Source organism: Clostridium sp. (genome assembly GCF_026168755.1).
Taxonomy (GTDB): Bacteria; Bacillota; Clostridia; order Clostridiales; family Clostridiaceae; genus Clostridium.
The window spans coordinates 15,321-41,337 of the sequence record NZ_JAPFDR010000009.1 but is presented as its reverse complement, the minus strand read 5'-3'; the positions used below and the strand labels follow the sequence as shown (position 1 = coordinate 41,337).

The 26,017-nt window shown below is 29.5% G+C and carries 17 protein-coding genes, 1 pseudogene and 1 riboswitch; of the genes and pseudogenes, 14 read left to right on the top strand and 4 right to left on the bottom strand.

Going from position 1 to position 26,017, the window contains the following annotated elements:
- Positions 1-151: 151 nt before the first annotated feature.
- The 7 genes and pseudogenes from dnaE to Q0Y03_RS05355 form a co-directional block, all read left to right on the top strand.
- Positions 152-2,443 (top strand): annotated as a pseudogene (gene dnaE / locus Q0Y03_RS05385) (DNA polymerase III subunit alpha); the annotation flags it as partial.
- A gap of 490 nt (positions 2,444-2,933) precedes the next feature.
- On the top strand, positions 2,934-3,893 hold the full coding sequence (gene pfkA / locus Q0Y03_RS05380) for a 6-phosphofructokinase (protein ID WP_297712820.1): 960 nt from the start codon (positions 2,934-2,936) through the stop codon (positions 3,891-3,893).
- A 66-nt stretch (positions 3,894-3,959) separates the two neighbouring features.
- Positions 3,960-5,372 (top strand): pyruvate kinase, encoded by a 1,413-nt coding sequence (gene pyk, locus Q0Y03_RS05375; protein ID WP_297712819.1) that lies wholly within the window; start codon positions 3,960-3,962, stop codon positions 5,370-5,372.
- Between the two features lie 838 nt (positions 5,373-6,210).
- On the top strand, positions 6,211-7,029 hold the full coding sequence (locus Q0Y03_RS05370) for a MerR family transcriptional regulator (RefSeq protein WP_297712818.1): 819 nt from the start codon (positions 6,211-6,213) through the stop codon (positions 7,027-7,029).
- A 221-nt stretch (positions 7,030-7,250) separates the two neighbouring features.
- Positions 7,251-8,312 (top strand): PTS sugar transporter subunit IIC, encoded by a 1,062-nt coding sequence (locus tag Q0Y03_RS05365; protein WP_297712817.1) that lies wholly within the window; start codon positions 7,251-7,253, stop codon positions 8,310-8,312.
- 851 nt (positions 8,313-9,163) lie between these two features.
- Complete coding sequence (rlmD, locus tag Q0Y03_RS05360) at positions 9,164-10,534, top strand: 23S rRNA (uracil(1939)-C(5))-methyltransferase RlmD (protein WP_297712816.1); 1,371 nt, start codon at positions 9,164-9,166, stop codon at positions 10,532-10,534.
- Positions 10,535-10,933: 399 nt separating this feature from the next.
- Complete coding sequence (locus Q0Y03_RS05355) at positions 10,934-12,352, top strand: radical SAM protein (RefSeq protein WP_297712815.1); 1,419 nt, start codon at positions 10,934-10,936, stop codon at positions 12,350-12,352.
- A gap of 310 nt (positions 12,353-12,662) precedes the next feature.
- Here the strand turns inward: Q0Y03_RS05355 and Q0Y03_RS05350 are convergent, their stop codons facing one another.
- Entirely contained in the window at positions 12,663-14,342 is a 1,680-nt protein-coding gene (locus Q0Y03_RS05350) for a PTS transporter subunit EIIC (protein ID WP_297712814.1), read from the bottom strand.
- Between the two features lie 798 nt (positions 14,343-15,140).
- On the opposite strand from Q0Y03_RS05350, the gene sfsA reads away from it, so the two are divergent.
- Complete coding sequence (gene sfsA, locus Q0Y03_RS05345) at positions 15,141-15,833, top strand: DNA/RNA nuclease SfsA (protein WP_297712813.1); 693 nt, start codon at positions 15,141-15,143, stop codon at positions 15,831-15,833.
- 383 nt (positions 15,834-16,216) lie between these two features.
- Here the strand turns inward: sfsA and Q0Y03_RS05340 are convergent, their stop codons facing one another.
- The 3 genes from Q0Y03_RS05340 to Q0Y03_RS15525 all read right to left on the bottom strand — a co-directional run bounded on the left by Q0Y03_RS05340 (position 16,217) and on the right by Q0Y03_RS15525 (position 17,872).
- Positions 16,217-16,561, bottom strand: coding sequence for a hypothetical protein (locus Q0Y03_RS05340; protein ID WP_297712812.1), 345 nt, complete (start codon positions 16,559-16,561; stop codon positions 16,217-16,219).
- 3 nt (positions 16,562-16,564) lie between these two features.
- Entirely contained in the window at positions 16,565-17,098 is a 534-nt protein-coding gene (locus Q0Y03_RS15530) for a DUF1576 domain-containing protein (RefSeq protein WP_363318718.1), read from the bottom strand.
- Between the two features lie 123 nt (positions 17,099-17,221).
- Entirely contained in the window at positions 17,222-17,872 is a 651-nt protein-coding gene (locus Q0Y03_RS15525) for a DUF1576 domain-containing protein (protein ID WP_363318716.1), read from the bottom strand.
- A 243-nt stretch (positions 17,873-18,115) separates the two neighbouring features.
- On the opposite strand from Q0Y03_RS15525, the gene Q0Y03_RS05330 reads away from it, so the two are divergent.
- The 6 genes from Q0Y03_RS05330 to Q0Y03_RS05305 all read left to right on the top strand — a co-directional run bounded on the left by Q0Y03_RS05330 (position 18,116) and on the right by Q0Y03_RS05305 (position 25,872).
- Positions 18,116-18,790 carry a hydrolase gene (locus Q0Y03_RS05330; protein ID WP_297712811.1) on the top strand — a complete coding sequence of 225 codons (675 nt, stop codon included), beginning with the start codon at positions 18,116-18,118 and terminating at the stop codon, positions 18,788-18,790.
- Positions 18,791-18,897: 107 nt separating this feature from the next.
- Positions 18,898-19,064: riboswitch (Lysine riboswitch) on the top strand.
- Between the two features lie 141 nt (positions 19,065-19,205).
- Positions 19,206-20,498, top strand: coding sequence for a diaminopimelate decarboxylase (lysA, locus tag Q0Y03_RS05325; protein ID WP_297712810.1), 1,293 nt, complete (start codon positions 19,206-19,208; stop codon positions 20,496-20,498).
- Positions 20,499-20,761: 263 nt separating this feature from the next.
- A complete protein-coding gene (locus tag Q0Y03_RS05320) occupies positions 20,762-20,998 on the top strand; it encodes a DUF3006 domain-containing protein (RefSeq protein WP_297712809.1) in 237 nt (78 codons plus the stop codon).
- Positions 20,995-21,516 carry a signal peptidase I gene (gene lepB, locus Q0Y03_RS05315; RefSeq protein WP_297712808.1) on the top strand — a complete coding sequence of 174 codons (522 nt, stop codon included), beginning with the start codon at positions 20,995-20,997 and terminating at the stop codon, positions 21,514-21,516. Before Q0Y03_RS05320 ends, lepB begins: the two co-directional genes overlap by 4 nt.
- A 45-nt stretch (positions 21,517-21,561) precedes the next feature.
- A complete protein-coding gene (ftsH, locus tag Q0Y03_RS05310; protein WP_297712807.1) occupies positions 21,562-23,655 on the top strand; it encodes an ATP-dependent zinc metalloprotease FtsH in 2,094 nt (697 codons plus the stop codon).
- 123 nt (positions 23,656-23,778) lie between these two features.
- Positions 23,779-25,872, top strand: coding sequence for a UvrD-helicase domain-containing protein (locus tag Q0Y03_RS05305; protein ID WP_297712805.1), 2,094 nt, complete (start codon positions 23,779-23,781; stop codon positions 25,870-25,872).
- Positions 25,873-26,017: the final 145 nt, after the last annotated feature.

Sequence of the window (26,017 nt, the reverse complement as noted above, 5' to 3'; positions counted from 1 at the left end):
ACTTACTCAGCGACTGAAAGGAGTCGAGTTTCATTATAAATGGTAGCGAAGTGGGGCAGCCCAAACCGTATAAAGGTCGGTGGGTGAAGATATAGTCTATACCCACTACAGAAGTAGTGTTTAAGTATCTCGAAAGAGAGGGTAGTAATAGATAGATTCGGATTTTTGTTATGAAAGAAGACAGGAAGTAATTGATTATGTTGTTGAAAAATATGGAGTTAAAAATGTATCACAGATAATTACCTTTGGTACAATGGCCGCTAGATTGTGTTTAAGAGATGTAGGAAGAGCTATGAATTACTCATATGCAGAAGTTGATAGAATAGCTAAAATGATTCCTACAATGCTTGGAATAACCATAGAAAAGGCATTAGATTTAAATCCTGAGCTTAAGGCAGCATATGATAATGAAGATAGAGTAAAAATATTAATAGATGTTAGTAAGACTCTAGAAGGGTTACCAAGGCATTCATCAACTCATGCGGCTGGTGTAGTTATAGCATCAAAACCATTAGTTGAATATGTACCACTTCAAAGAAATGAAGATATGATAGTAACCCAATTTGATATGACAACATTAGAAGAGCTTGGACTTTTAAAGATGGATTTCCTTGGCTTAAGAACTTTAACAGTTATGAGTGATGCTGTTAAAATGATTAAAGAAAATAGAGGAATAGACATCGATTTAGATAAAATAGATTTTGAAGATAAAAATGTTTATAACATGATTGGTGAAGGAAAAACAGCTGGTGTATTCCAGTTAGAATCTCCAGGAATGACATCATTCATGAAGGAGCTTAAACCTGACTGCTTGGAAGATATTATAGCCGGAATATCATTATATAGACCGGGACCAATGTCAGAAATTCCAAGATATATAGAGGGTAAAAGAAATAAAGACAGTGTGCATTATGAGACGCCAGAACTTGAAAGTATATTGGATGTCACATATGGGGTAATGGTATATCAAGAACAGGTTATGCAAATAGTTAGAGATTTAGGGGGATATTCCTTAGGTAGAAGTGATATGGTTAGAAGAGCCATGTCAAAGAAAAAGCACAGTGTTATGGAACAAGAAAGAAAGAATTTTATATATGGAATAGTAGATGAAGATGGTAATGTAGAAGTACCAGGTTGTTTGAGAAATGGTATAAGCGAAAAAGCGGCAAATGAAATTTTCGATCAGATGATGGACTTTGCTTCGTATGCTTTTAATAAATCACATGCGGCAGCCTATGCAGTAATAGGCTATCAAACAGCATACTTAATGCATTACTATCCAGTAGAAACAATAGCAGCAATGGTTAATTCTGTTATGGGTATAAGTGAAAAAGTAGCACACTATACTAAGTTTGCAGAAAGCTTAGGTATACAAGTGTTACCACCAGACATAAATGAAAGCTATTCAAAGTTTACTGTTAAAGGAAATAGTATAAGATTTGGTTTAGCAGCAATAAAAAATGTTGGTTTAAATGTTGTTGATGGAATAGTTGAAGCTAGAAAAAATAAAGGTAAATTCGAGTCATTAGTTGATTTTATAAATAAAATTGACTTATCAACAATAAACAAAAGAGCTGTGGAAAGTTTAATAAAAGCAGGAGCTTTTGATGAGTTTAAAATATTTAGATCAAAATTATTAGCTGTTTATGAAAAACTAATGGATAGTGTAGCTAGTGATAAAAAAAGAAATATAGATGGTCAAATTAGTCTTTTTGGTATGGCAGATGAAAGTATAAATGTACCAGAAGTAAAATATCCAGATATAAAAGAATTTGCAAAAAATAATTTATTATCAATGGAAAAAGAAATGACTGGTCTTTATATATCAGGTCATCCTTTAGATGAATATGAAAAAAGCTTAAAGATGATGACATCAACTACAGTAGAAAAAATATTTCAATCATATGAAGCCATTATGGATGGATTAAGTGATGATGAACATTTAATTCAAGATAATCAAAGAGTAATACTTGGAGGAATATTAGCAGAAGTAAACCAAAAGGTAACTAGAAATAATTCAATAATGGCATTTTTAAAATTAGAAGATTTAACAGGAGTTATTGAGGTTGTAGTATTCCCTAAAACTTTAGATAAAGTACGAAATTTAATTAATTTAGATTCAATGGTTGTTATTAGTGGAAGAGTTAGTATAAAGGAAGATGAAGAACCTAAGCTTATTTGTGAGAGTATAGAAGCTTTAGAAAAGGTAAATAGTAGTAAACTATATATAAGAGTTGATGATTTGCAAAAAGCAAAGGAAATGAAACCTAAGTTAATAGAGACTATAAGAGAATATAGAGGTGATTCTGCCCTTTATATATTTACTTCAAGGGATAGAAAAAATTATAGAATGCCAAGAGAAATGTGGATAGATTTAAATACAGATGTTGTTCTTGAATTAAAAAAATTTTTTGGGGACGATAATGTAAAAGTAGTTGAATAAAAATAATCAAAAATGTTTTAATATCTTCACAAAAAAAGAATTTGTGAAGATATTTTTTATAAAATTTGTAAGATTTCACAAAAAAATAAATTGAAAGAATATTTTATAAAATAAATTTTTTTTAAAAATAAAAAAATTTCAAGAAAATGAATGGTAATTAAGTAACAATAATAAAAAATTCTTGAATTTGCGGAGTTTTCAGAAAAAATATAATAAAATAGCATATGTAAAAAGTTACAAAGAATAAAATTATAATTAATAATATGTATATAATTTCGATAAATTTAGGGTAAAATATATATATAAATTTATGAATAGACGATAATTTTAGACAGAAGTAGATTTATTTTAGTTGCATTACTATCAGTTTACAAGTAAAATAAATAAGGTGGTAAAAAGTTTAATAATAAACAAAATAGTAATATGATAACAAATATTTCAAAGTGAGTGGACATGCAGAGTCCTTAGTAGTATCGAGGAGGAATATTTTATGAAGAAAATAGCTGTTTTAACAAGTGGTGGAGATGCTCCAGGAATGAACGCTGCAATAAGAGCAGTAGTAAGAACTGCAATACATAATGGTATTGAAGTTATGGGAGTACAAAGAGGATATGCTGGATTAATTAATGGTGAATTATTCCCAATGAATAGATCATCAGTTTCAGATATAATTCAAAGAGGCGGTACAATTTTAAGAACTGCTAGATGTGTAGAATTTAAACAAGAAGAAGTAAGAAAAGAAGCTGCAAAAATTCTTGCAGATAATGGTGTAGATGCTTTAGTAGTTATCGGGGGAGATGGATCTTTCACTGGTGCTAAATTATTATCTAAATTAGGAGTAAAAACAGTAGGTTTACCAGGAACTATTGATAATGATTTAACTTACACTGATTATACAATAGGATTTGATACAGCATTAAATACTGTAGTTGATGCTATAGATAAAATTAGAGATACTTCAACTTCTCACGAAAGAGTATCTATCGTAGAAGTTATGGGAAGAGATTGTGGAGATATAGCTGTTCATACAGGTGTAGCTTGTGGAGCTGAATATATAATCACACCAGAAAAAGGTTATGATAAAGATGAATTATGCAGAGTTATCTTAGAAGGTAAAAAAGCTGGAAAGATGCATAACTTAGTTTTACTTGCAGAAGGTGTTGGTGGAGCTTCAGAATTAGCTAAATATGTAGAAGCTCAAACAGGAATCGAAACAAGAGCAACAGTTTTAGGACATATCCAAAGAGGTGGGGCTCCAAGTGCTTTCGATAGAGTATTAGCTTCAAGAATGGGTTCAAGAGCAATCGAACTATTAATGGAAGGTAAGACTTCAAGAGTTGTTGGTATCAAAAATAATGAAATATTCGATCAAGATATAGATGAAGCTTTAGCTTTAGAAAGAACTTTTGATCAAAAGCTATATGAAATTTCAGAAGAAATTTCTAAGTAATTTTAATAAATAGGCTAATAATTTATTTTAAATACATTAAATTTAGAGATTAAAGGAGAGTTTTAAATGAGAAAGACTAAAATCATTTGCACTATCGGTCCAGCTAGTGAAAACCCAGAAATATTATCACAAATAATTGAAGCAGGAATGAATGTTTCAAGACACAATTTCTCTCACGGAGATCACGAAGAGCATGCAGGAAGAATAAACTTAGTTAAAGAATTAGCTAAGAAACATAATAAAGAAATCGCTGTTATGTTAGATACAAAAGGACCAGAAATAAGAACTGGTAAATTTGATCCAAAGAAAGTTGAATTACAAGCAGGTGCTAAATTCACTGTTCATGCAGGTGGGGATGTTATTGGTAATACTGAAGAGTGCTCAGTAACTTATGCTGGATTAGCTAATGATGTTAAACCAGGAGATACTATCCTTATAGATGACGGTTTAGTTGGATTAACTGTTGAATCAATTGACGGAAACAAAATTCACTGTACAGTTCAAAACACTGGATTTGTTGCAACTCACAAAGGCGTTAACGTTCCAGGAGTTTCAATCAAATTACCAGCTTTAACTGAAAAAGATATAGCTGACTTAAAATTTGGTTGTGAAATCGGAGTTAATGCTGTTGCTGCTTCATTCATAAGAAAAGCTTCAGACGTTGAAACAATCAGACAAATATTAAACGAAAATGGTGGAGAACATATCCAAATCATTTCTAAAATCGAAAACCAAGAAGGTGTTGATAACATAGATTCAATATTAGCAGTTTCTGATGGATTAATGGTTGCTAGAGGAGATTTAGGAGTTGAAATTCCATTTGAAAAATTACCAGCTGTTCAAAAGATGATGATCGAAAAATGTAACGCTGCTGGAAAACCAGTTGTAACTGCAACTCAAATGTTAGACTCAATGATGAGAAACCCAAGACCAACAAGAGCAGAAGTTTCTGACGTAGCTAACGCTATATTAGATGGAACAGATGCAATCATGTTATCTGGAGAATCAGCTAACGGAGATTGGCCAGTAGAATCAGTTCAAACAATGGCTAAAATAGCTACTGAAACTGAAAAGAAATTAAACTATGAAACTGCAGTTTCTAAAGCTAAATCTCATACTCCAGCTGTATCAGGAGTTATCTCAAGAGCTGCTTGCAATGCTGCTAACGAATTAAAGGCTGCTGCAATAGTTTCTTCAACTAAGAGTGGATCAACTGCAAGAAGAATTTCTCAATGCAGACCAGAATGCCCAATCGTAGCTGTAACTCCATGTGAAAAAGTTGCTAAGAGCTTAGCATTCTGCTTCGGAGTTTACCCAGTAGTTGCTGAAGACCAAAATTCAACAGATGCTATGATGGCTAACGCTACTAAGATAGCTGTTGAAAATGGATTCGCTAAATCTGGAGATACAGTTGTAATAGCTGCTGGATTAGATCAAGTTGGATCAACTAACCTTTTAAAAGTAAGCGTAGTAGAATAATTTGACATAAAAAAAGAAGTGTAAATATTACACTTCTTTTTTTTATGGGTGTGCCTCCGGGGATAATCCAATATATGGATTATCCCCGGAGGCACACCCATATATTGGTCATAAATTGCAAAAATGAATAAAATTATTCGTTAGATAATGAAAAGGACAGTAAAAATGCAAGATAGACTAGCAAAAAATAATAAAAAATAAAAAGTTAACAAAAACTTAACAATTAATATTGAAAAAGTAGGTTATAATTGATAATATCATAATAGTTCGAAAGAATTAAAATGGTAAAGGCAACTGATTTCATTACTTGGCACCGAAAGGTGTCTTTTTTTACATAAAAATTAATATAAATTAAGATTATTCTTATAAACATTATGCTTAATGACTATAACAAGAGATTTTAAGAGTTAATTTACTACGAACTAAAGCGACTCAATATAAAAAAACTATAAATAACAATTTAAGTGATATTAATACTTCAAATATGAGGTGCATTTTCTTATATATAATATACAATAGGTAGTTTTCTTGATTGATTACTTTACATTTTTTAGAACAAGATTTGTCAACAACCTGTTGTATAAGTAATGCTTGAACTTTTGATAAATCATGGGATAAAAGTATTATTTACAAACCAGAAAAGGAATGACGATATGGCAATGCTATAATATTCATGTATCAAAAGATTGATAAATTCCAATTTATCTGGCAGATATATAAATGGAAAAAGTTGGAGATTGTGGATAAGCAAGTGGCTAATGGTTTATAATTTTGTTAACGTGATGTTGGATAAACCAATTTAGTCATAAATTACAAAATATATAAATGGAGAGATATGATGGATGAACAATATAAAATAGGCGATGTATCCGAAATATTAAATCTATCAAATGAAATGATAAGATATTATGAAAAGTACGGTGCGATTGCTCCTGTAAGAGATGAAAAAAGTAAGTACAGAATCTACAGTATTTTTGACATTTTTTCACTAATTGAATGTTTGCACTATAAGAGTTGGGGCATCAAAATCAAGGATATCAAAGACACAATTTATAATGATTTTCACAACCGGTCGATGAGAAACATGATCATCTATCAAAATAAATTGAATAATGAAATTGATTATCTTTTGCTGAAACGTCAGCGAATAAATGAAATTATTGAAAATCAGAAAATTATTAAATATAATATTGGAAATTATTGGGTGAAAAAGATAAAAAGAAAACGTGTATTTGAGTTTGTTTCCAGTTACGGTGAGAATTTTGATAAAATAACTGCTGATAAAAATGTAGGTAAAACAATTTTTTCTGATGATTATATTTTCTATTTTGATGTTTGCGTAGAACTGAAAGAGAATTGTCTTAAATGGGGATTTACAACTGATGAGGAGTATTATGATAAATTAAATATTCCTGATAATTTAGAGAATTTTATTTATGGAGAGCAGTTTTGTTTATGTACAATTGTTCGTGTAGGGTCTTTGAAAAATCTGAATAAAGAATGTTTTTATACTGCAATTAATTATGCTCTTAACAAGGGTTATAAAATTAGTGGAGCTGTCAGTGGAATGCTGGTGGGAAGAGGTTATTTAAATCAGGAGTTCTGCCGTTATTTTGAGATTCAAATTCCTGTTGAAATAAACCCTGAAATAATTTAAAGGTTTTACAAAAGAAAATATTAGAAATATAATAATTATCTTAATCAGGTAATTGAAAAAAATATAGATTATCCAGCTTTGCTGACTACATAATACTATTAAAAATTATCTTTAAATTTGTGATTGACCTTGGAAATGTTTTATCCTTTAAAATAATCTGTGGGATAGATAGGGATATGGAGCTGTCTATTCTGCAGATTTTTTGATTGGAGGAAGAAATAATGGGAAAATTCAGTGAACAAGGGAAGAGAATTTCAGGATTTTTAGAGAGAAAAAATATTGTAATTACACCACAACGGTATTTATTAGATGTTTTATCTCAAATGGCACAGGCTGTGTTTGCTTCATTAATAATTGGATTGATTTTTAAAACAATTGGCGAGCAGGGGCAGGCTTTGCTAGGAAAACATGATGTTTTTATATATCTTGTTGATATTGGTGCATTAGCGATGAAACTGGTTGGACCAGCTATTGGAGTTGCTGTGGCATGGGCACTGGAAGCTCCACCATTAGTTTTATTTACAAGCATAGCTACAGGTGCTTTGGGAGCAAATGTTGGTGGTGAAGCTGCGGCTTTAATATCAGCTCTGATTGGTGCCGAGTTTGGTAAAATGGTTTTTAAAGAAACCAAGGTAGATATTTTGGTAACACCTGGAGTTACCCTTTTAGTAGGAAGTATTGCTGCAACTTTTGCAGGACCTTTGGCTAAGGCACTAATGACAGGCATAGGCACAGTTATTATGGAGGCTACAGAACTGCAGCCATTCTTTATGGGTATTATTGTTTCAATTATTTTAGGATTGGTTTTAACTTCCCCATTATCAAGTACAGCTCTATGCATTATGTTAAAATTATCAGGAATATCTGCAGGTGCGGCAGCAATTGGATGCTGTGTGCAAATGGTTGGTTTTGCAACAATCAGCTATAGAGACTGCAAAATGAGTGGGGTCATGGCAATGGGACTGGGATCATCAATGTTTCAGATGCCTAATATTATTAAGAATCCTTGGATATTATTGCCAACCATATTATCATCTGCAATTATTGCACCTATAGGGACATGTATTTTTAAAATGACGAATACACCTGCCGGAGCAGGTATGGGTACATGTGGGTTTGTAGGACAGATTTTTACTTTTACTGATATGGGGCTAAATACCATTACAGTATTTGGGGTTCTGTTGCTGCATTTTGCTATGCCGATTACTTTATCCTTATTCTTCGACTATATTCTTCGAAGAAATGGGAAAATAAAAGATGGTGATTACTATTTAGATTTATAATGATATTAGGAAGGATATCTTTTTATTTTTTATAGTAATTATATTTTTGCGTATAGATTCAGAGTGTGAATGCAGTAGTGGTGTCGTAGAATTGATGTGTAGAGTTGAGGACGACAAATGTATGCAATAGAAACTAACAACCTAACGAAATAGTATGGTAAAGTAAGAGGTATGTTGATTTAAATTTGAAAACAATCAAAAGTGGCATTTGGGGTTTTATAGGCCTTAATTGTTTGGGAATGTCTACAACGATCAGAGTTCTGATTGGTATAATTAAGCCAACAGTGGGGAAGGCCCTTATTTTTTGAAATGATGCTACAAAAAACAATAATAAGGTTTTGAGCAAAATAGGTTACACGCCTTCAGAATCACAGTTTTATAATTGCATGAAAGTTAATTAGATTATAAAACTGCTACAGATTTGAATTGTATGGATTGTTCAGCTGAGGCGAAAAGCTTATGTGACAGATTTCTGGTGGATACGAAGAAAAAAGCAATTGTAATTACTAACAATTTATGAAGATACAAGAATAGAATTCAATTTCGTTTGTTCTGAAAAACACAGAGCATTTTAAAAAAATATTGGAAATAATTTTTCTTCCAATGTTTCTTTTCAGAAATGATAAAAAGTAATATGGGGAAAATTTATAAAGAAGTGATTATTTATTGTTATAAAATTCTGTAAGATAAGAAAAAAGGAAAGACCAATATTGATAAATAATTTGAGTATAACACCTATATCTGTGACTTTTTTTATCGAAAAAGATATGGCATGTTTATTAGATTAGTACTTTGGTATATAATATTAATAGTTTGTTAGAATAACATAAAAAGATTGATAGGTGATAGATTTGATAGAAAAAAATAAGGAATATATACTTGATATTATTTCTCAAGGATACGAAGGAGAAGGGATAGCTAAAATTAATGAAACATTTCCTATATTTATAGAAGGTGCATTAAAAGGTGAAAAAGTTAAAGCGAGAATAGTAAAATCTAAAAAGAATTTTGCTTATGCTAAGTTAATTGATGTATTAGAAGCATCAAATGAAAGATGTGAAGCAAAGTGTAATATAAATAAAAGGTGTGGTGGATGCAAACTACAGCACTCTACATATAAGGAACAATTAAATTTTAAATTTGAAAGAGTAAAAGATTGTATAACTAAAATAGGAAAATTAGATGATAGCATAGTTAAATTTCCATTAGGTATGGAAGAGCCTTGGAGATATAGAAATAAAGTTCAATTACCTATAGGTATGATAAATGGAGAGTTGAAAATAGGCTTCTTTGCACCAAGAAGTCATGAAATAATAGATATGGAAACTTGTTTAATTCAAGAGGGAGTGGCTGATAAGGTTGTTGAGTTAACAAGACAATGGATAAAAAAGAATAATATAAAGCCATATAATATTGATGGAAACTATGATGAAACTGGAATTCTTAGACACATAATGATTAGACGTGGATTTACCACTAATGAGGTAATGGTTGTTCTAGTCACTAATGGAAGTAAACTACCGAATAAAGATGAGTTTGTAGAATTACTAGTTAATAATATACCAGGAATAAAGAGTATCGTTCAAAATGTTAATTCTAAACCAACAAATGTGATATTAGGGCAAGAATGTATAACTTTATGGGGGGAACCTACTATAAGTGATTATATAGGTGATTTCAAGTTTAATATATCTCCATTATCATTCTTCCAAGTTAATCCTACTCAAACTGAAGTTTTATATGGTAAAGCTTTGGAATATGCTAAATTAACAGGGGATGAAACTGTATTTGATGCATATTGTGGAACTGGAACAATAACTTTATTCTTATCACAAAAAGCAAAGAAGGTTTATGGTGTAGAAATAATTCCACAAGCTATTGAAAATGCAAATATAAATGCTAAGGAAAACAACGTTGAAAATGTTGAATTCTTTGTTGGAGAATCAGAAGTTGTTATACCAGATTTAATAAATAAAGGTGTAAAAGCTGATGTAGTTGTTGTAGATCCACCAAGAAAAGGCTGCGATGTTAAGTTATTAAATGCTATAACTAATATTGATGCTGAGAGAATTGTATATGTAAGTTGTGATCCAAGTACCCTAGCTAGAGACCTAGCTATTTTAGAGGAAAATGGATATAAAACACTAGAAGTACAACCAGTAGATATGTTCCCACAAACTGCGCATATTGAGAACGTAGCTTTACTTATCAAGGAACGATAGTGACGAAGATAAGTATTTAGCACGTTCTATGCAAGGTATATAAAATCAATATTTAATTAATAGCTTTGGTATAAAACAATTGTATATGAATTATGAATAATAAAAAAGAAGATATGCATACAAAATCACAAGAAAGTTTTAACATGATTTAATAAATTAATAGTAAAACAGGAGCTTTTACACAATATATATTATTAATAAGTTAATATATATTGTGTTTTTTTATTTTAAAATAATATTATTAAATCAATTATAAAGAATAAAAAGACAATTTAATTACTAAAGTTATATTAATAGAATAAAAATAGATGAATAAATTTATATAAAGTGCTTATAGTATCACTTGGATTATCATTAGAGTAATTATTTTAATGTTATTTGAAGGGGAGCGATATATAAATGTTAAGTCCAAAGTATAAAATTCAACAGTTTGCTTTAAAACAAGTTTTAGAATACTTAAAAAAAGATCCAGAGAATAATTTACCAAAGATTATGGGATGGCTAAGAAAGTTTGATACGGAAAAAATATATGTGGATCAATATGATATTATAGATGAATATTTAAAAGATCCAGAAAATAATTGGACTAAGTTAATGTGTAATATAATTAATAACGTTCATCCTAATATTGTTCAAACTGTATTTACGAACTTCTTATTGAATGCATCTATTAGAGGCTGGACTGAAATACAAAAAAATAAAGATAAGTATGGTCATGAAATACCATTCACAATCCTTGTAGACCCAACTACAGCTTGCAATAAGCATTGTATAGGTTGTTGGGCAGCTGATTATAATAAATCATTAAATTTAAGTTACGATAAATTAGATAAGTTATTCACTGAAGGAAAAGAGTTAGGAATTTACTTTTATATAATGACGGGTGGAGAACCATTAGTTAGAAAGAATGACATATTGAAGTTAACTAAAAAACATAATGATTGTGTATTTATGTTATTTACAAATGGAACATTAATAGATCAAAAGTTTTGTGATGATTTAATTGAAGCAGGGAATTTAGTACCAACTATAAGTGTTGAAGGATTTGGTGATGCAACAGATGGAAGAAGGGGGGATGGTTCTTGGAAAGATATTATGAGAGCTATGGATCTTATGAAATCTAATAAAATTCCATTTGGATTCTCAACTTGTTTTACTACAGCTAATTGTGATAGCGTTTTATCTGAAGAATTTATAGATTTAATGATAGATAAGGGAGCATATTTCTCTTGGTATTTCACATTTATGCCAATAGGATGCAATACAGATACATCATTAATGGCAAATCCAGATCAAAGAGAAAAATTATATAGAACTATTAGGGCTTGGCGTAGTACAAAATCTATATTTAATATGGACTTCTGGCATGATGCTGAATATGTTGGAGGTTGTGTTGCTGGAGGAAGAAGGTACTGTCATATTAATGCAAATGGAGATGTAGAACCATGTGTATTCTGCCATTATTCAAATGCAAACATTAAAGATGTATCTTTAATAGAAGCTTTAGGACAACCATTATTTATGGAGTATCAAAAGAATCAACCATTTAATGAAAATCAATTTAGACCATGTCCAATATTGGATAATGCACCTAAGATTGCAGAAATGGTTAAAAATTCAGGGGCAAAATCTACAGAATATATAGATCCAGAGGATGTGGATGATTTATGTAAGAAGACTATTAACTATGGATTAACTTGGGCGAAAAGAGCAGAACCATTATGGGAAGAGAACCTAGACAAAAAACAACATAATAAGGAAGAAAAGCAAAATAAAAAAGAGCAAGAATTAATAAAAAATAAAATTAATAATCAGTAAATTAATGTATTATTGAATATAATTTATAAATATTGGAATAATTTAATATAGAAGCTTATAAAGCTTTAAACCATTGTTATTAATTATATATTTATTAAATTCTCATATAGCGCCATAAATATAAATTAATAACAATGGTTAATTTATTTTATAAACTTAGAAGAGTGGATAGCAATAACTTACCTATGACAAGAGTATATGTATAAATAGTTTTAATGGATTAAAATAATTAAATATATGAACTAAAAAAGTGGCCTTAGGCCACTTTTCTAACTCTAATATTTTAAATACATCAAATTTTATAATAAAATTATTCACCAAGAATTTCGTTTATAGCATTTTTGTAACCATCTGCTTTTGCACCGAATATTGCTTGAATTCCGTTACCAACTTCAACAACACCAGCAGCACCAAGGTTCTTTAATTCGTCCTTGTTAACATTTGCTTTATCTTTTACTTCAACTCTTAATCTTGTGATACAAGCATCAACAGATACTATGTTTTCTTCTCCACCTAAAGCAGCTAATACTAAAGGAGCTTTTTCAGCTATTTCACCTTTACCAGCAGTCTTTGGAGCAGCAGATTCTGTAGCACCACCTTTAGAGTTTTGGAAGTCAGCTTTAGTGTAAAGTTTAGTTTCTTCTTCATTTTCATCTCTACCAGGAGTTTTTAAGTTTAATTTAGTAATCATGAAATAGAATACGAAGTAGTAAACTACAAAGTATACAATACCAACAAGAATAACTGTTAACCATTTAGTTGGAACTCCAGCACCTGCAGGAAGTAATCCAAATAGAGCATAATCAATGAATCCACCAGAGAATGTCATACCTATGAATACATTTAATACACCCATTAACATATAAGCTAAACCTGCAAATACACAGTGAATTACGTATAATATTGGAGCAACGAATAAGAATGTAAATTCTAATGGTTCAGTAATACCTGTTAAGAATGAAGTTAATGCAGCTGTTGCTAATAATGAACCAACAACTTTTCTTTTACTTGGATTAGCAGCTTTATACATAGCAAGTGCAGCACCAGGTAGACCAAACATCATTAATGGGAATTTACCAGCCATGAATCTAGTTGTTCCACTAACAATTTCACTCATAGTTGAAGCAGAAGCGCCAACTAAATCAGTCATGCTTGATAATTGAACGAAGTAAGCAGTATTTGCACCAGCAACTGTTTGAACTGAACCATTAACTAATACATTAGCTTCAACGAAAGATCCATACCAGAATGGAGTATAGAATACATGGTGTAATCCAAATGGAATTAAAGCTCTTTCAATAAGACCATATAAGAAAGTACCTAAAGCTCCAGCATTTTTAACAAATGTAGATAACATACCAATACCATCTTGAACAACTGGCCATGCAAATGCAAGTAATGCACCAACTAAAGCCATTGTAAGTGAAGTTATTATTGGAACAAATCTGGCTCCTGAGAAGAATCCAATAACTGGTGGTAATTGAATTGTACAAAATCTATTGTGTAATAATGCAGTAACTATACCAGTTATAATACCACCAAATACAGACATATTTAATGTAAATATACCTAAGTTAGTAGTTACATAAGTTCCATAGTCCCCAACTGCATCTGGAGTAAGAACTCCTAATTGAGTAGCACCTAAAGCTAAAAGGGTAGAAACAACTTGGTTCATTACTATAAATCCGAATACTGAAGCTAAAGCAGCAGTACCTTTATCTTTTTTAGCTAAACCAACAGCAACACCAACAGCGAACAATACAGGTAAGTTACCAAAAACTATATCACCTATATTTTTCATAACAGTTAAAACAGCTGTAACAGCTGGAATATTAACAAATGCTATTAGTGGTTCGTAAATAGCAGGTGCATTACTTAATCCCGCTATTCCTAACAATGCTCCACCAACACCTAGTAATATACCAGCAATTGGAAGAGCTGCAATTGGAAGCATGATTGCTTTACCGATTCTTTGTAAAAATTGCATCATTTTATTATTCCTCCTAAAACTAATAATTTAAAATTATAAGATAATAGCATGAACCTAAAATATTTATAAAAAAACAAAAAAGGCTCAAATATCTATAAATTATAAACCTATCCCTTATTATTATTTGAGATAAAAAATAATTTATACATATTTAAGCCTTGCCTGCATCACCAGTAACACGCTTGTTTATTCAATTACAAAAAATATAATAGCATAGCAAAAAAAAACTGTAAAGGTTTTTTGAAAAAATTTTTAAATTTAAATTTTATGAACAATAAGTAAAATTATATTGTTTATACTTGGATTTTAAAATTTTATAAAATAATAAAAATATTAGGGGGATGACCAAGTGGTATATATAGTTTTATATGTATTATTAATAGCAATGTTATTTTTCTAATATAAGTTATTTAAAAGGTGTGTGTAAAAGTTCTTAATAATGTTAAAAGTTATCCACAAAATGTGGATAACTTTAAAAAACTGTTGAAAACTTTTTAAAAACTATTGACACAATATATTAGGGTATCAAAAAAAAATATAACAAGATAGGGGGTATTGTAGAAAAAACACATACAATGTTGAAATAAAAAAATCGAACAAGCATTCTTCTGGAAAGTTATCAACAATATTAACATAATTGTGGACAAAATCTGTGGATAACATGTCTTTTTATTAAATATAGAAATAAGAGGAGTAGTTTTTAAGTTAAAAGTTGTGGATAACTATTATTAAGAGATATAATATTAAGTAAATAAATGAAGAATATTAATATAAAATGTAATATTTTAAGGAGATAACATGAAATATAATAAAGAAATATTTAAAGCAGAATTTATAAGTAGACCTAATAGGTTTAATGCAATTGTAAAACTTAATGAAGAAGAGATAAAGGTTCATGTACCTAATACAGGTAGATGTAGAGAGATATTAGTACCAGGATGTACTGTATTTTTAAGAGAAGAACTTAATCCTACAAGGAAGACCCCCTATGATTTAATAGCAGTATATAAGGGAGAAAAGCTTATAAGCATAGATTCACAAATACCTAATAAAGTAATTGATGAGGCACTAAGAAATAAAAAGATAAAAGGCCTTGAGGAATATACTAATATTTTAAGAGAAAAGACATTTGGTAAAAGTAGATTTGATTTTAAAATATCTACAGAAGAGGGAGATGAATATTTTCTAGAGGTTAAAGGTGTTACTTTAGAGGAAGATGGATATGCTAGATTTCCAGATGCACCAACAGAAAGAGGAGCGAGACATCTATTAGAACTAGTAGAGGCGAAGAAACAAGGTTATGGTGCAGGTGCAATGTTTTTAATACAATTAGAAGATGTAAATAAATTCTCACCAAATGATATAAGAGATAAAGAGTTTGGTGAAGCCTTAAGATTTGCTAAAGAAAATGGAGTAGATATTTTTGCATATAATTGCATAGTAACAGAGGATGGTATAGAAATAAACCAACCTGTTGAAATAATTCTTTAACGAATTCTATTGTTCGTCACGTGGAGACGAAAAATTAATGATATAACCTCCAGGAATTATGTAATTTGCGTTAAGAATTTATATTGTTTTTTCCAGAAAAAGAGCTAAAGCTTCGAAAGTCACTTATAAGGTGCAATGTTATAAGTAGTTACGTGAAAAAAAGAAAAAATGAAATATTAATTTGGAAGGAACATTGAAATTAAGCCGTAGAATTTAATAATTGATGGAGTAAAGCGGCGTAAAGAAGTTTTTACTGTTTGAGTGATAGCGAGTTTAAAAACTTTAGCCAGCTTTATGGAATCAATTATATAAATTCTAGGTGAAAATTTCACGCTTCCTGGAAAATAAATATTTCATTTTTTCGCTTACATGTAACGAACAATTTAATTTTCTTCACGAATAATGCTGATTTTTAAAATATTATCTTTATATGAAACTTTAGCTGAATTTATCATCATTCCAACTAATGTAAGTTCAGAGTCAAATTCACATTCTCCACCAAGATTCCAATAATAATTTTCAACTTCATATTGTCTTGGAGTATTTAAAATCGTAGCTAAAGACTCCAATTCATCATTTGAAATATTATCGATTTGTCCATAGATATTAAAATAAGAATTCCCATCATCAGAGCTTAAATCAATATGAACATCAATAGTTCCTAATTTATAAAAGTAGGCTATTAATTCGTTAATAATCTTAATGTTTTTTTCAACTTTAAATTTCATAAGTTAGATCTCCTTTTTAAATGTGGTTATTAATGGAATTAATATCATTGCAACAAACCCGCCAGCTAAACCGTTGTTATAAAGATTAAGACCACCATGTAAATAACCTATATTTGTAACTATATTAACATGAATTATACCAGCTAAAACACCATATTTCCATCCGAATTTACCACAAATAGGAGCAAGTGTTGTTGAAAATAATATAGACAATAATAAAGCAGGTGAAGTAACTTCATTTATATTAGATATAGCAGCTAAGGTAGCACCAATAATTATAGGAATAGTATTTTTTATGTTTTTACCAAATGATCCAAATCCTATTATAGTAAAGATCCCACATATAGTAGCACCATTTAAATCTCCACCAATAAGAATAACAAAGCAAGCGGCTAAAATACCTAATATACCCATATTAATATAAGTAGTTTCTCCAAATAGAATATAGAAATCACTTATTAATCTACCAGTTTGTTTATTAATATTGGTAAGATTAGTTTTTTTATTTTTACCATAAATAATTCCAATAATAATCAAATAAATACAGCAAATAAAAAGTAAAATAGATAAAATTTTATTTGACCCACTATGCCAAATCAATCTAGAGTCTAAGTTTATACCAAAACCTCTTAGTATTGACATTAATAATGTAGCAATTAATCATGGATTGGATATAAGATATTTTGTTATAGGACGGGGTATTGACATTAATAATGTAGCAATTAATCCACTAGCAAATCCAATATTATATAAGTTATACCCATTATGAGCTTTTATACTATGAGAAGCTATAGGAGGTAAAATAAAGCCTACTGCAATACCAAGTAATATACCTAAAATTATTGAAATAAGGTTATATTGATTGCTTCCAAAGCTAATTTGACTTACTACAGGAGAAAGAGAAGTACCTAATAAAGCAACTAATATATAATTAAGAAAAGGTTCTTTTTGATATCTAGAAAATAAATATACACCTAGTATAATAGGCCAAATATTAAATATGTTTTTACCTAAAAAAGAAAAACCCGTCATTAACCATAAAGACATTATTGTTGAACCATTAGGTTTAATTCCTATAATAATTAAAAGCAATAATGACAATAAACTTGTTAGAGCGGCATTTACTAAAGCAGCACCAATTCCCCCAACTTCCATATAATCAGTAATTAATATATCCGATGATAGTATTATAGATTTTAGACCATGAAAAATTTCAGATGGTGAATCTAAGCAAAAAGCAAAGAGAATAAAAAATAAATACAAAGTGGAAAGGATTACATATGGTGGATAATAATTTTTAAATAACTTCATTCAAGTACCTCCATCCAATTTTTTAGAAAACAACTAATAAATTTTTTGTAATAGTATATTCTATTAGTTAAATTTAGATAACTATTTGACATAAAATTTAGTTAGATATAGGAACATTTTATCAAGTAATTAATAAAATTTATAGACTAAGTGTTAAATTTAATGTAATTTATTATAAACTTATTTAAAATTTGATTTAAAATAGTATAATATATTTAGAAATTTAGTGATAGGGGTGTTTTAATGGAGATTAAAAAGCAAAAAACTGTTCCTGAGATCAAAGGGCTTTTAAGAAGCCATGTAGTAGAAGTTCCATCTTGTATTAGGGATTGCTCAGGAATAAAAATATTTGGAAAGAGAATAAAATCGCTATTATTTACAACTGATGTTGCAATTATAAGAAACACTAATGCAGATGCTATAATAGCTGTATATCCATTTACTCCTCAACCATTAATAACAGCAGCATTGGTTATGGCAGCAGATGTACCTGTTTTTTGTGGAGTTGGTGGAGGAATAACTCAAGGTAAAAGAGTAGTAAATCTAGCATTAGATGCAGAGTTTAAAGGTGCCATGGGTGTAGTTGTAAATTCACCTACATCCAATGAAGTAGTTTCAAAGATAAGAAAAACAATAGACATTCCTTTAATAGTTACAGTAGTTTCAGTTAATGAAAATATAAGAGAAAGAATAGAAGCTGGAGCAACAATATTAAATGTATCTGGTGGAAAGAATACTCCTGAGATAGTAAGAAAGATAAAAGAGGAATTTCCAGATTTTCCTGTTATAGCAACAGGAGGGCCAACTGAAGAAAGCATAAGAAGAACTATAGAAGCCGGAGCTAATGCCATTACTTATACACCACCATCAAGTGGAGATACTATGAGTAGTCTCATGGATAAATATAGAGGCGAATAATTAAGATGGAATAATATTGAAAATATAGTTGAATAATTCTAGTTATATGGTATCATATTATTAAAGATTAACATATAATATAGAAGTAATATAGAAGTTAATAGAATACCTATGTTAGAGGTGCTGTTTATAAAGAGTAATAAATAGGAGTCGGCAGGCATTGATTATTTATGAAAGGTGTAACAGCCGAAGGAATAACTTATGTAAAGGGTTGTTTCTGGGTATGCATATAACATATGCATAACTGTCACGGAAGTGGAGTGCTAAAAAGGTGCGATTATTCAATTATTTAACTTAAATAATTGAGTTTATTTTAGATAAAAATTGCATTTTAATAAGCAAAACTACCACTATAGGTTTTTATAGAGGTAGTTTTTTTATGTTAATAATTTATAATTAAGTGGAGGCAATATCAATGAAATTATTTGGGGCAATGGAAATTAAAGAAAATGAGCTATTTATAGGTGGAATTAGTTCAACAGAGTTAGTTAGTAGATTTGGTTCACCACTATATGTAATGGATGAAAGTCTTTTAATAGACACATGTAAAAAGTATTATAGAGATTTTAAATGTTTAGAAAATAATAATAGAGTAGCTTATGCAGGTAAGGCATTTTTAACAAAAGCAATGTGTAGGCTTATATATGAACAGGGACTTTATTTAGATGTGGTATCAGGAGGGGAGTTATACACAGCTTATAAAGCAGAATTTCCTTTAGATAAAGTATATTTCCACGGTAATAATAAGAGTGTAAATGAAGTTGAATTAGGAGTTAAGCTAGGTGTAGGAGTATTTGTAGTTGATAATTTAGATGAAATGAAAAGACTAAATGAGATAGCTAAGAAATATAATAAGAAGCAAAATATATATTTAAGATTAACACCAGGAATAGAAGCACACACTCATGATTATATAAAAACAGGGCAAATAGATTCTAAATTTGGATTTGCATCAGTTGGAGAGACAATAATGGATGCTGTAAAATTGGCATTAGATTGTGAAAATATAAATTTAAGAGGATTACATTGTCATATAGGTTCACAAATTTTTGAAATACAGCCTTATGAAGATGCAGTTGAGATTATGCTTGGATTTATAAAGGATATTAAAGAAGAAACAGGATATACAATACCTGAATTAGATTTAGGTGGGGGATTTGGTATACATTATACTGATGAAGATAAACCAAAAGAAACAATTGATTATTGTACTTCTATATTAAACAAGGTAGATGATGTATGTGAAAAGTTAAATATAGAAAGACCTATTTTAACTATAGAGCCAGGTAGATCAATAGTTGGAAATGCAGGAACTACTCTTTATACAATTGGAGCAATTAAAGAAATTGAAGGGGTTAGGACTTATGTTTCAGTAGATGGAGGAATGACAGATAATATAAGACCGGCATTATATGGGGCTAAGTATGAAATGGCTATAGCAAACAAAATTAATGATAAATGTAATGATAGAGTTGCAATAGCAGGAAAATGCTGTGAATCAGGAGATGTTTTTGTTAATGATATTTATATTCAAAAGCCTGATATAGGAGATATACTAGCAGTATTTTCAACAGGTGCATATGGGTTCTCAATGTCTAGCAATTATAATAAAAATCCAAAAGCAGCAGTTGTGTTTGTAAAAGATGGGTTAGCTAGAGTTGTATCAAAGAGACAAAGCTATGAAGAACTTTTATCTTTAGAAGTTTAGATTCAGTTTATATTTATATGATAAACTTAATATTAAGGGCTATATCAAAATAGTTTGATGTAGCTTTTTTTGTAACAAAATTGACATAATAATGATATATAATGAAGAGTAACACTATTAGTTATTAATTAATTATGATATACTTATAATCAGTTATTAAAGTTATAATAAAAAATGAGTTTCTATTAATAAAAACTTTTGAGTAAAGTTTTAAAATTTTATGTTTAATTAATCTAAATACTGAGAGGTGGATTAGGCAATTATTGCTAATCGTTATGAAGGATAAAAAATTTATAGTAGATAGAATAGAAAATAAATCTGTTGTTTTAGAAGATGAGAAAAAGGATATAATCTTAATAGATATAAATTTGTTTAATAAGCAACCTAAGGATGGCGACGTAGTGGTAATGTGTAATAATTCATTTTATGTAGATGAAAAATCTACAAAGGATAAAAAAAATAAAATTAATAATCTAATGAAAGGTATGTGGGAAGAGTGAGGAAAAAAGAAAATAAATCAAACTTCTTTAGTGACTGGATTGTGCCGATAGTAATAGCGGTAATATTAGCCGCCTTAATAAATAAATTTTTAATATTTAAGGTTAAAATTCCATCAGAATCTATGGTACCAACATTAAATGTAGGGGATAGATTATTTGTTACTAGGGTTTATAATCCAGAAAACTTAAAAAGAGGAGACATAGTAGTTTTTTATTCGGAAGAAAAGAATGAAGATATGATTAAAAGATTAATTGGTTTGCCTGGTGATGAAGTTGTAATTAATGATGGAATAGTAACTGTAAATGGTGAAACCTTAGAAGAAAATTACATAGGAACATCTGATAATTATAGTGGAGAGTTTACAGTACCAGAAGGTAAGTATTTCTTTTTAGGGGACAATAGATACTGGTCTCTAGATTCTAGGTATTGGGAGGATACATATATTGATGGAAGTGAAATAAAAGGTAAAGCTCAAATAAAGGTATATCCATGGAAAGATTTTGGGAAAATAGAGTAAATGTTTTATAAAACGCTTTAGAGTTTAGTAGGAGATTTTAAAAGTATGAATAATAATGTAAATAATAGAAAAAATGGAGCAAAAAAGAATAATAATAATAAAAAGTTTTTAATTATTTATGCAGTTATAGCATTCTTATTTTTATATTCATTTTCAACAGCAAAGGAAATGTTAACCACAAAAGAAATTTCTTATAATGAATTTGTTGAAATGGTTGAAAATAATGAAGTTAAAAAGGTTACTGTTGATGGAACAGCACTTGTAATTACACCACAAGATACAAGTGATATGAAAGGAAAAGTTCTTTATACTGGTAATGCAAATAATCCAGATTTAATAAAACTGTTATTAGACAATAATGTTAAATATTATCCTCAAATAACAAAGCAACAATCTGTATTTATGGATTTTATAATACTTAATGTATTGCCATTAGTATTAATGTTCTTCATAATTAAATTTGTATTTGGAAAGATGGCTAAAAAAATGGGCGGTGGCCCAATGGGAATGGGCATGGGAAAAAGTAATGCCAAAGTATATGTTGAAAAAGATATTAAGGTAAGCTTTGAAGATGTTGCAGGACAGGATGAGGCTAAGGAATCATTAACAGAAATAATAGACTTTTTACATAACCCTAAGAGATATACAGAAATAGGGGCTAAATTACCTAAAGGAGCACTTTTAGTAGGGCCTCCAGGAACAGGTAAAACTCTTATAGCAAAAGCTGTTGCAGGTGAAGCAAAGGTACCATTCCTTTCAGTTTCAGGTTCAACTTTCGTTGAAATGTTTGTTGGTATGGGGGCAGCTAAGGTAAGAGATTTATTTAAAGAAGCAGAAAAGATGGCACCATGTATCATATTTATAGATGAGATTGATTCTATAGGTAAGAGTAGAGATAGTCAAATGCAAAGTAATGATGAAAGAGAGCAAACTTTAAATCAATTACTTACTGAAATGGATGGATTTGATACATCTAAAGGAATAGTTATTTTAGGTGCTACAAATAGACCAGAAATATTAGATAAAGCACTTTTAAGACCAGGTAGATTTGACAGAAGAGTTATTGTTGATAGACCAGACTTAAAGGGAAGAATTGCAATATTAAATGTTCACTCTAAAGATGTTAAGATGTCACCAGAAGTTAACTTAGAATCAATTGCAAAAGGAACTCCAGGTGCAGTAGGTGCTGATCTTGCTAATATAGTAAATGAAGCAGCATTAAGAGCAGTTAGAAGTGGAAGAGAATTAGTTATTCAAGAAGATTTAGAAGAAGCAGTTGAAGTAATAATCGCTGGTAAAGAAAAGAAAGACAGAATACTTTCTAAGAGAGAAAGGGAAGTTGTTGCATTCCATGAAGTTGGGCATGCGTTAGTAGCTGGATTGTTAGAAGGGACTGATCCAGTTCATAAAATAACTATAGTTCCAAGAACAATGGGAGCATTAGGATATACAATGCAACTGCCAGAAGAAGAAAAATATCTTGTTTCTAAGGAAGAATTAATGAATCAAATCATGGTTATGCTTGGTGGTAGAGCTGCAGAAGAGGAAGTATTCAACTTAGTATCTACAGGGGCTTCTAATGATATAGAAAGAGCAACACAAACAGCAAGAAATATGGTTACTATTTATGGGATGACTGATAATTTTGATATGATGGCTTTAGAATCAGTTCAAAACAGATACTTAGATGGTAGAGCTGTTAGAAATTGTAGTGAAGAAACTTCAACTTTAGTAGATAAAGAAGTTTTAGCAATTATAAGAGAATGTCATCAAAAGGCAAGAGAGATATTAAGAGAAAATAGAGACTTATTAGATAAAATATCTAAATATCTATTAGAAAAAGAAACTATCTTTGGAGATGAATTCTTTAGATTTGTATATGAAAAATATCCAGAGCTAAAGGCAAAAAGAGAAGAAGAAAAGAAAAGCAAAGAGCTTGAAAATAATAAAAAAGATTCTAATGAAATAGCAGTAGAAGTAAATGAAGACTTACTAGACAAAAAAGTTGCACAAGAAGTAATTGAGGCTGTTGAAAAGGAAGAGGAAAATATTATACAAGAATCATCTGCAGATGTAGGGATAATATTGGATATAGATAAAGAAGTATCTAATAATGATAATGAATCAAAAGATAAATAGGAAATTATAAAAGTAAGGGGTTAAGCTAGAAAATTTAATAGCTTAACTCCTTAAATGGCTTATATATAGATTAGTAATTTTAAATTAGTAGTTAATTTTAATTTAAATGAAGGGTGTGGCAGTTTGAATAAATTTGAATTTTTACAAGAAGAACAAAATCTAGATTTAACTTTGGATCTATTAAGCAAAGAGATATTAAATTACATACAAAAAAGAAAAGATGTTGCAGATTACATATTAGAATATAGAAAAAAATTCATTGAAGAATATAGAGATGATGAAGATAAAGTAATGGAATACTTTGACCATGAAAGATATGTAAAAGAGGAAATGTATAGAACCATAGATAGAAAATTAGCTGAATTTACAAAGCTAAAGGAATCACCTTATTTTGGAAAAGTTAATTTTGAAGATGATGGATATGCAGAGCAAATTTATGTTGGTAGATATGGATTAACTCCAGAAGGAAGTTTTGATGCTGCTATAGTAGATTGGAGAGCGCCAGTTGCATCATTATTCTACAAAGGGACATTAGGAGAAACTAGCTATAAGTCACCAGATGGAGATATTCCAGTAGATATATTAGCAAGAAGACAAATAATGGTTAAAAAAGGGAAGTTAGAAGGGTTCTTTGATTCAGATGTTGATGTTAAAGATGATATTCTTCAAATGATTTTATCATCAAATGCAGGAGAAAAGCTTAAGGATATAGTTATGACTATTCAAAAAGAGCAGGATGAAATCATAAGAGAAGAAAGAATGAAAGTTGTAGTAGTAAATGGAGTAGCAGGTTCAGGAAAGACAACAATAGCTCTTCATAGGGTTGCATATCTTTTATATAATTTTAGAGAACAATTAGGAGATAAAGTATTGATACTAGGGCCTAATGATATATTTATCGATTATATTGGGGATGTACTTCCTACATTAGGGGAAAGTAATGTTAACCAACAAACTTTTGCTCATTTTGCAATAAAGGAAATTGGCTTAAATGAGCCAGTAGTTGACTTTACAGCTTATTTAGAAGAAGTTTTAAAAGGTAATGAAGAAGTTATAAAGGAAATTAAATATAAAGCTGGTGAAGAGTTTATATCTATCTTAGATAAAAAGTGCGAAGATTTAGAAGAGAATTACTTTAACTTTAAGCCAGTTAACTTCTTTGATGAAGAGGTTGTAGGATTAGAAGAAATTAATGGATTATTTGAAAAACACTATAAATATATGCCTTTATTTAGAAGAAGTCAAAAGATAAAGAGAGTTATTACATCAAAGCTTAAAGATAAAAGAGATGAGTTAGTGAGAAGTTTAAATACTGAAGTTAATGATAAACTAGCTAGTCTTTCAGAGGATGAATTAGTAATTGAACAAAATAATATAGAATTCCAAAGAAGAATAAGAGTTAGAGAAATAGTTAGAGAACTTATGAAGCAAAAAGAAAATTTAGAAGCTTGGATAGATAATGAAAGTATAGTAGATATTTATAAAGAATTTACTAATACTGATGAATTATCATACTTAGATTTACCAGCAATTCTTTATTTAATGATTAAACTTGATGGTAAGAAAACTAAGCAAGATATTAAGCATATAGTAATTGATGAAGCTCAAGATTATAGTATGTTACAATTCATTGTATTAAAAGAATTAACAGGATGTAGAAGTTACACTATAGTTGGAGATGCAAATCAAAGATTAATAAAAGTAGAAGAAGAGCCTGCTATGCTTAAATTAAAGTCACTATTTGGTGGTTTTGTTAAGAACTATGCTTTAAATAAGAGTTATAGATCTACATTCCAAATTATGGAGTATGCAAGTAAGGTGTTAGATGAAAATGCAATAGTACCATTCGTTAGAAAAGGTAAATATGATGTTGAAGAAGTTGAAGTTAAGGATGAAGATGATTTAATAGATACTATATTAGAAACATTAGAAGAGTATGATGATGAAAATTATGATAATATTGCAATTATAACTAAGGATAAAAATGATCTTAAAAAGATATCACCAGAGCTTAAGAAGTTTACTAAGATATTAGCTTTTGATAGGGAAGATGTTATTTATAGAGGTGGTAAGGTTATAGTTCCATCATATTATGCAAAAGGATTAGAATTTGATGGAGTTATAATAGTTAATTTTGATGACAATACTGATGATTTAGTTAAATATATCATGGCAACTAGAGCTCTTCATAGATTAAAGATAATAAATTTCAAATAAATGTAGAAATATCTGGATAACAATAAAATAATGGATTTGATTTTATTAATCTAATAAAAATAAAAGAGATATTAAGTAAAATATGTATTCAAAGGAAGAATTTAATTCATAAATAGTAATATTTATTATAAAATATTAAATAAAT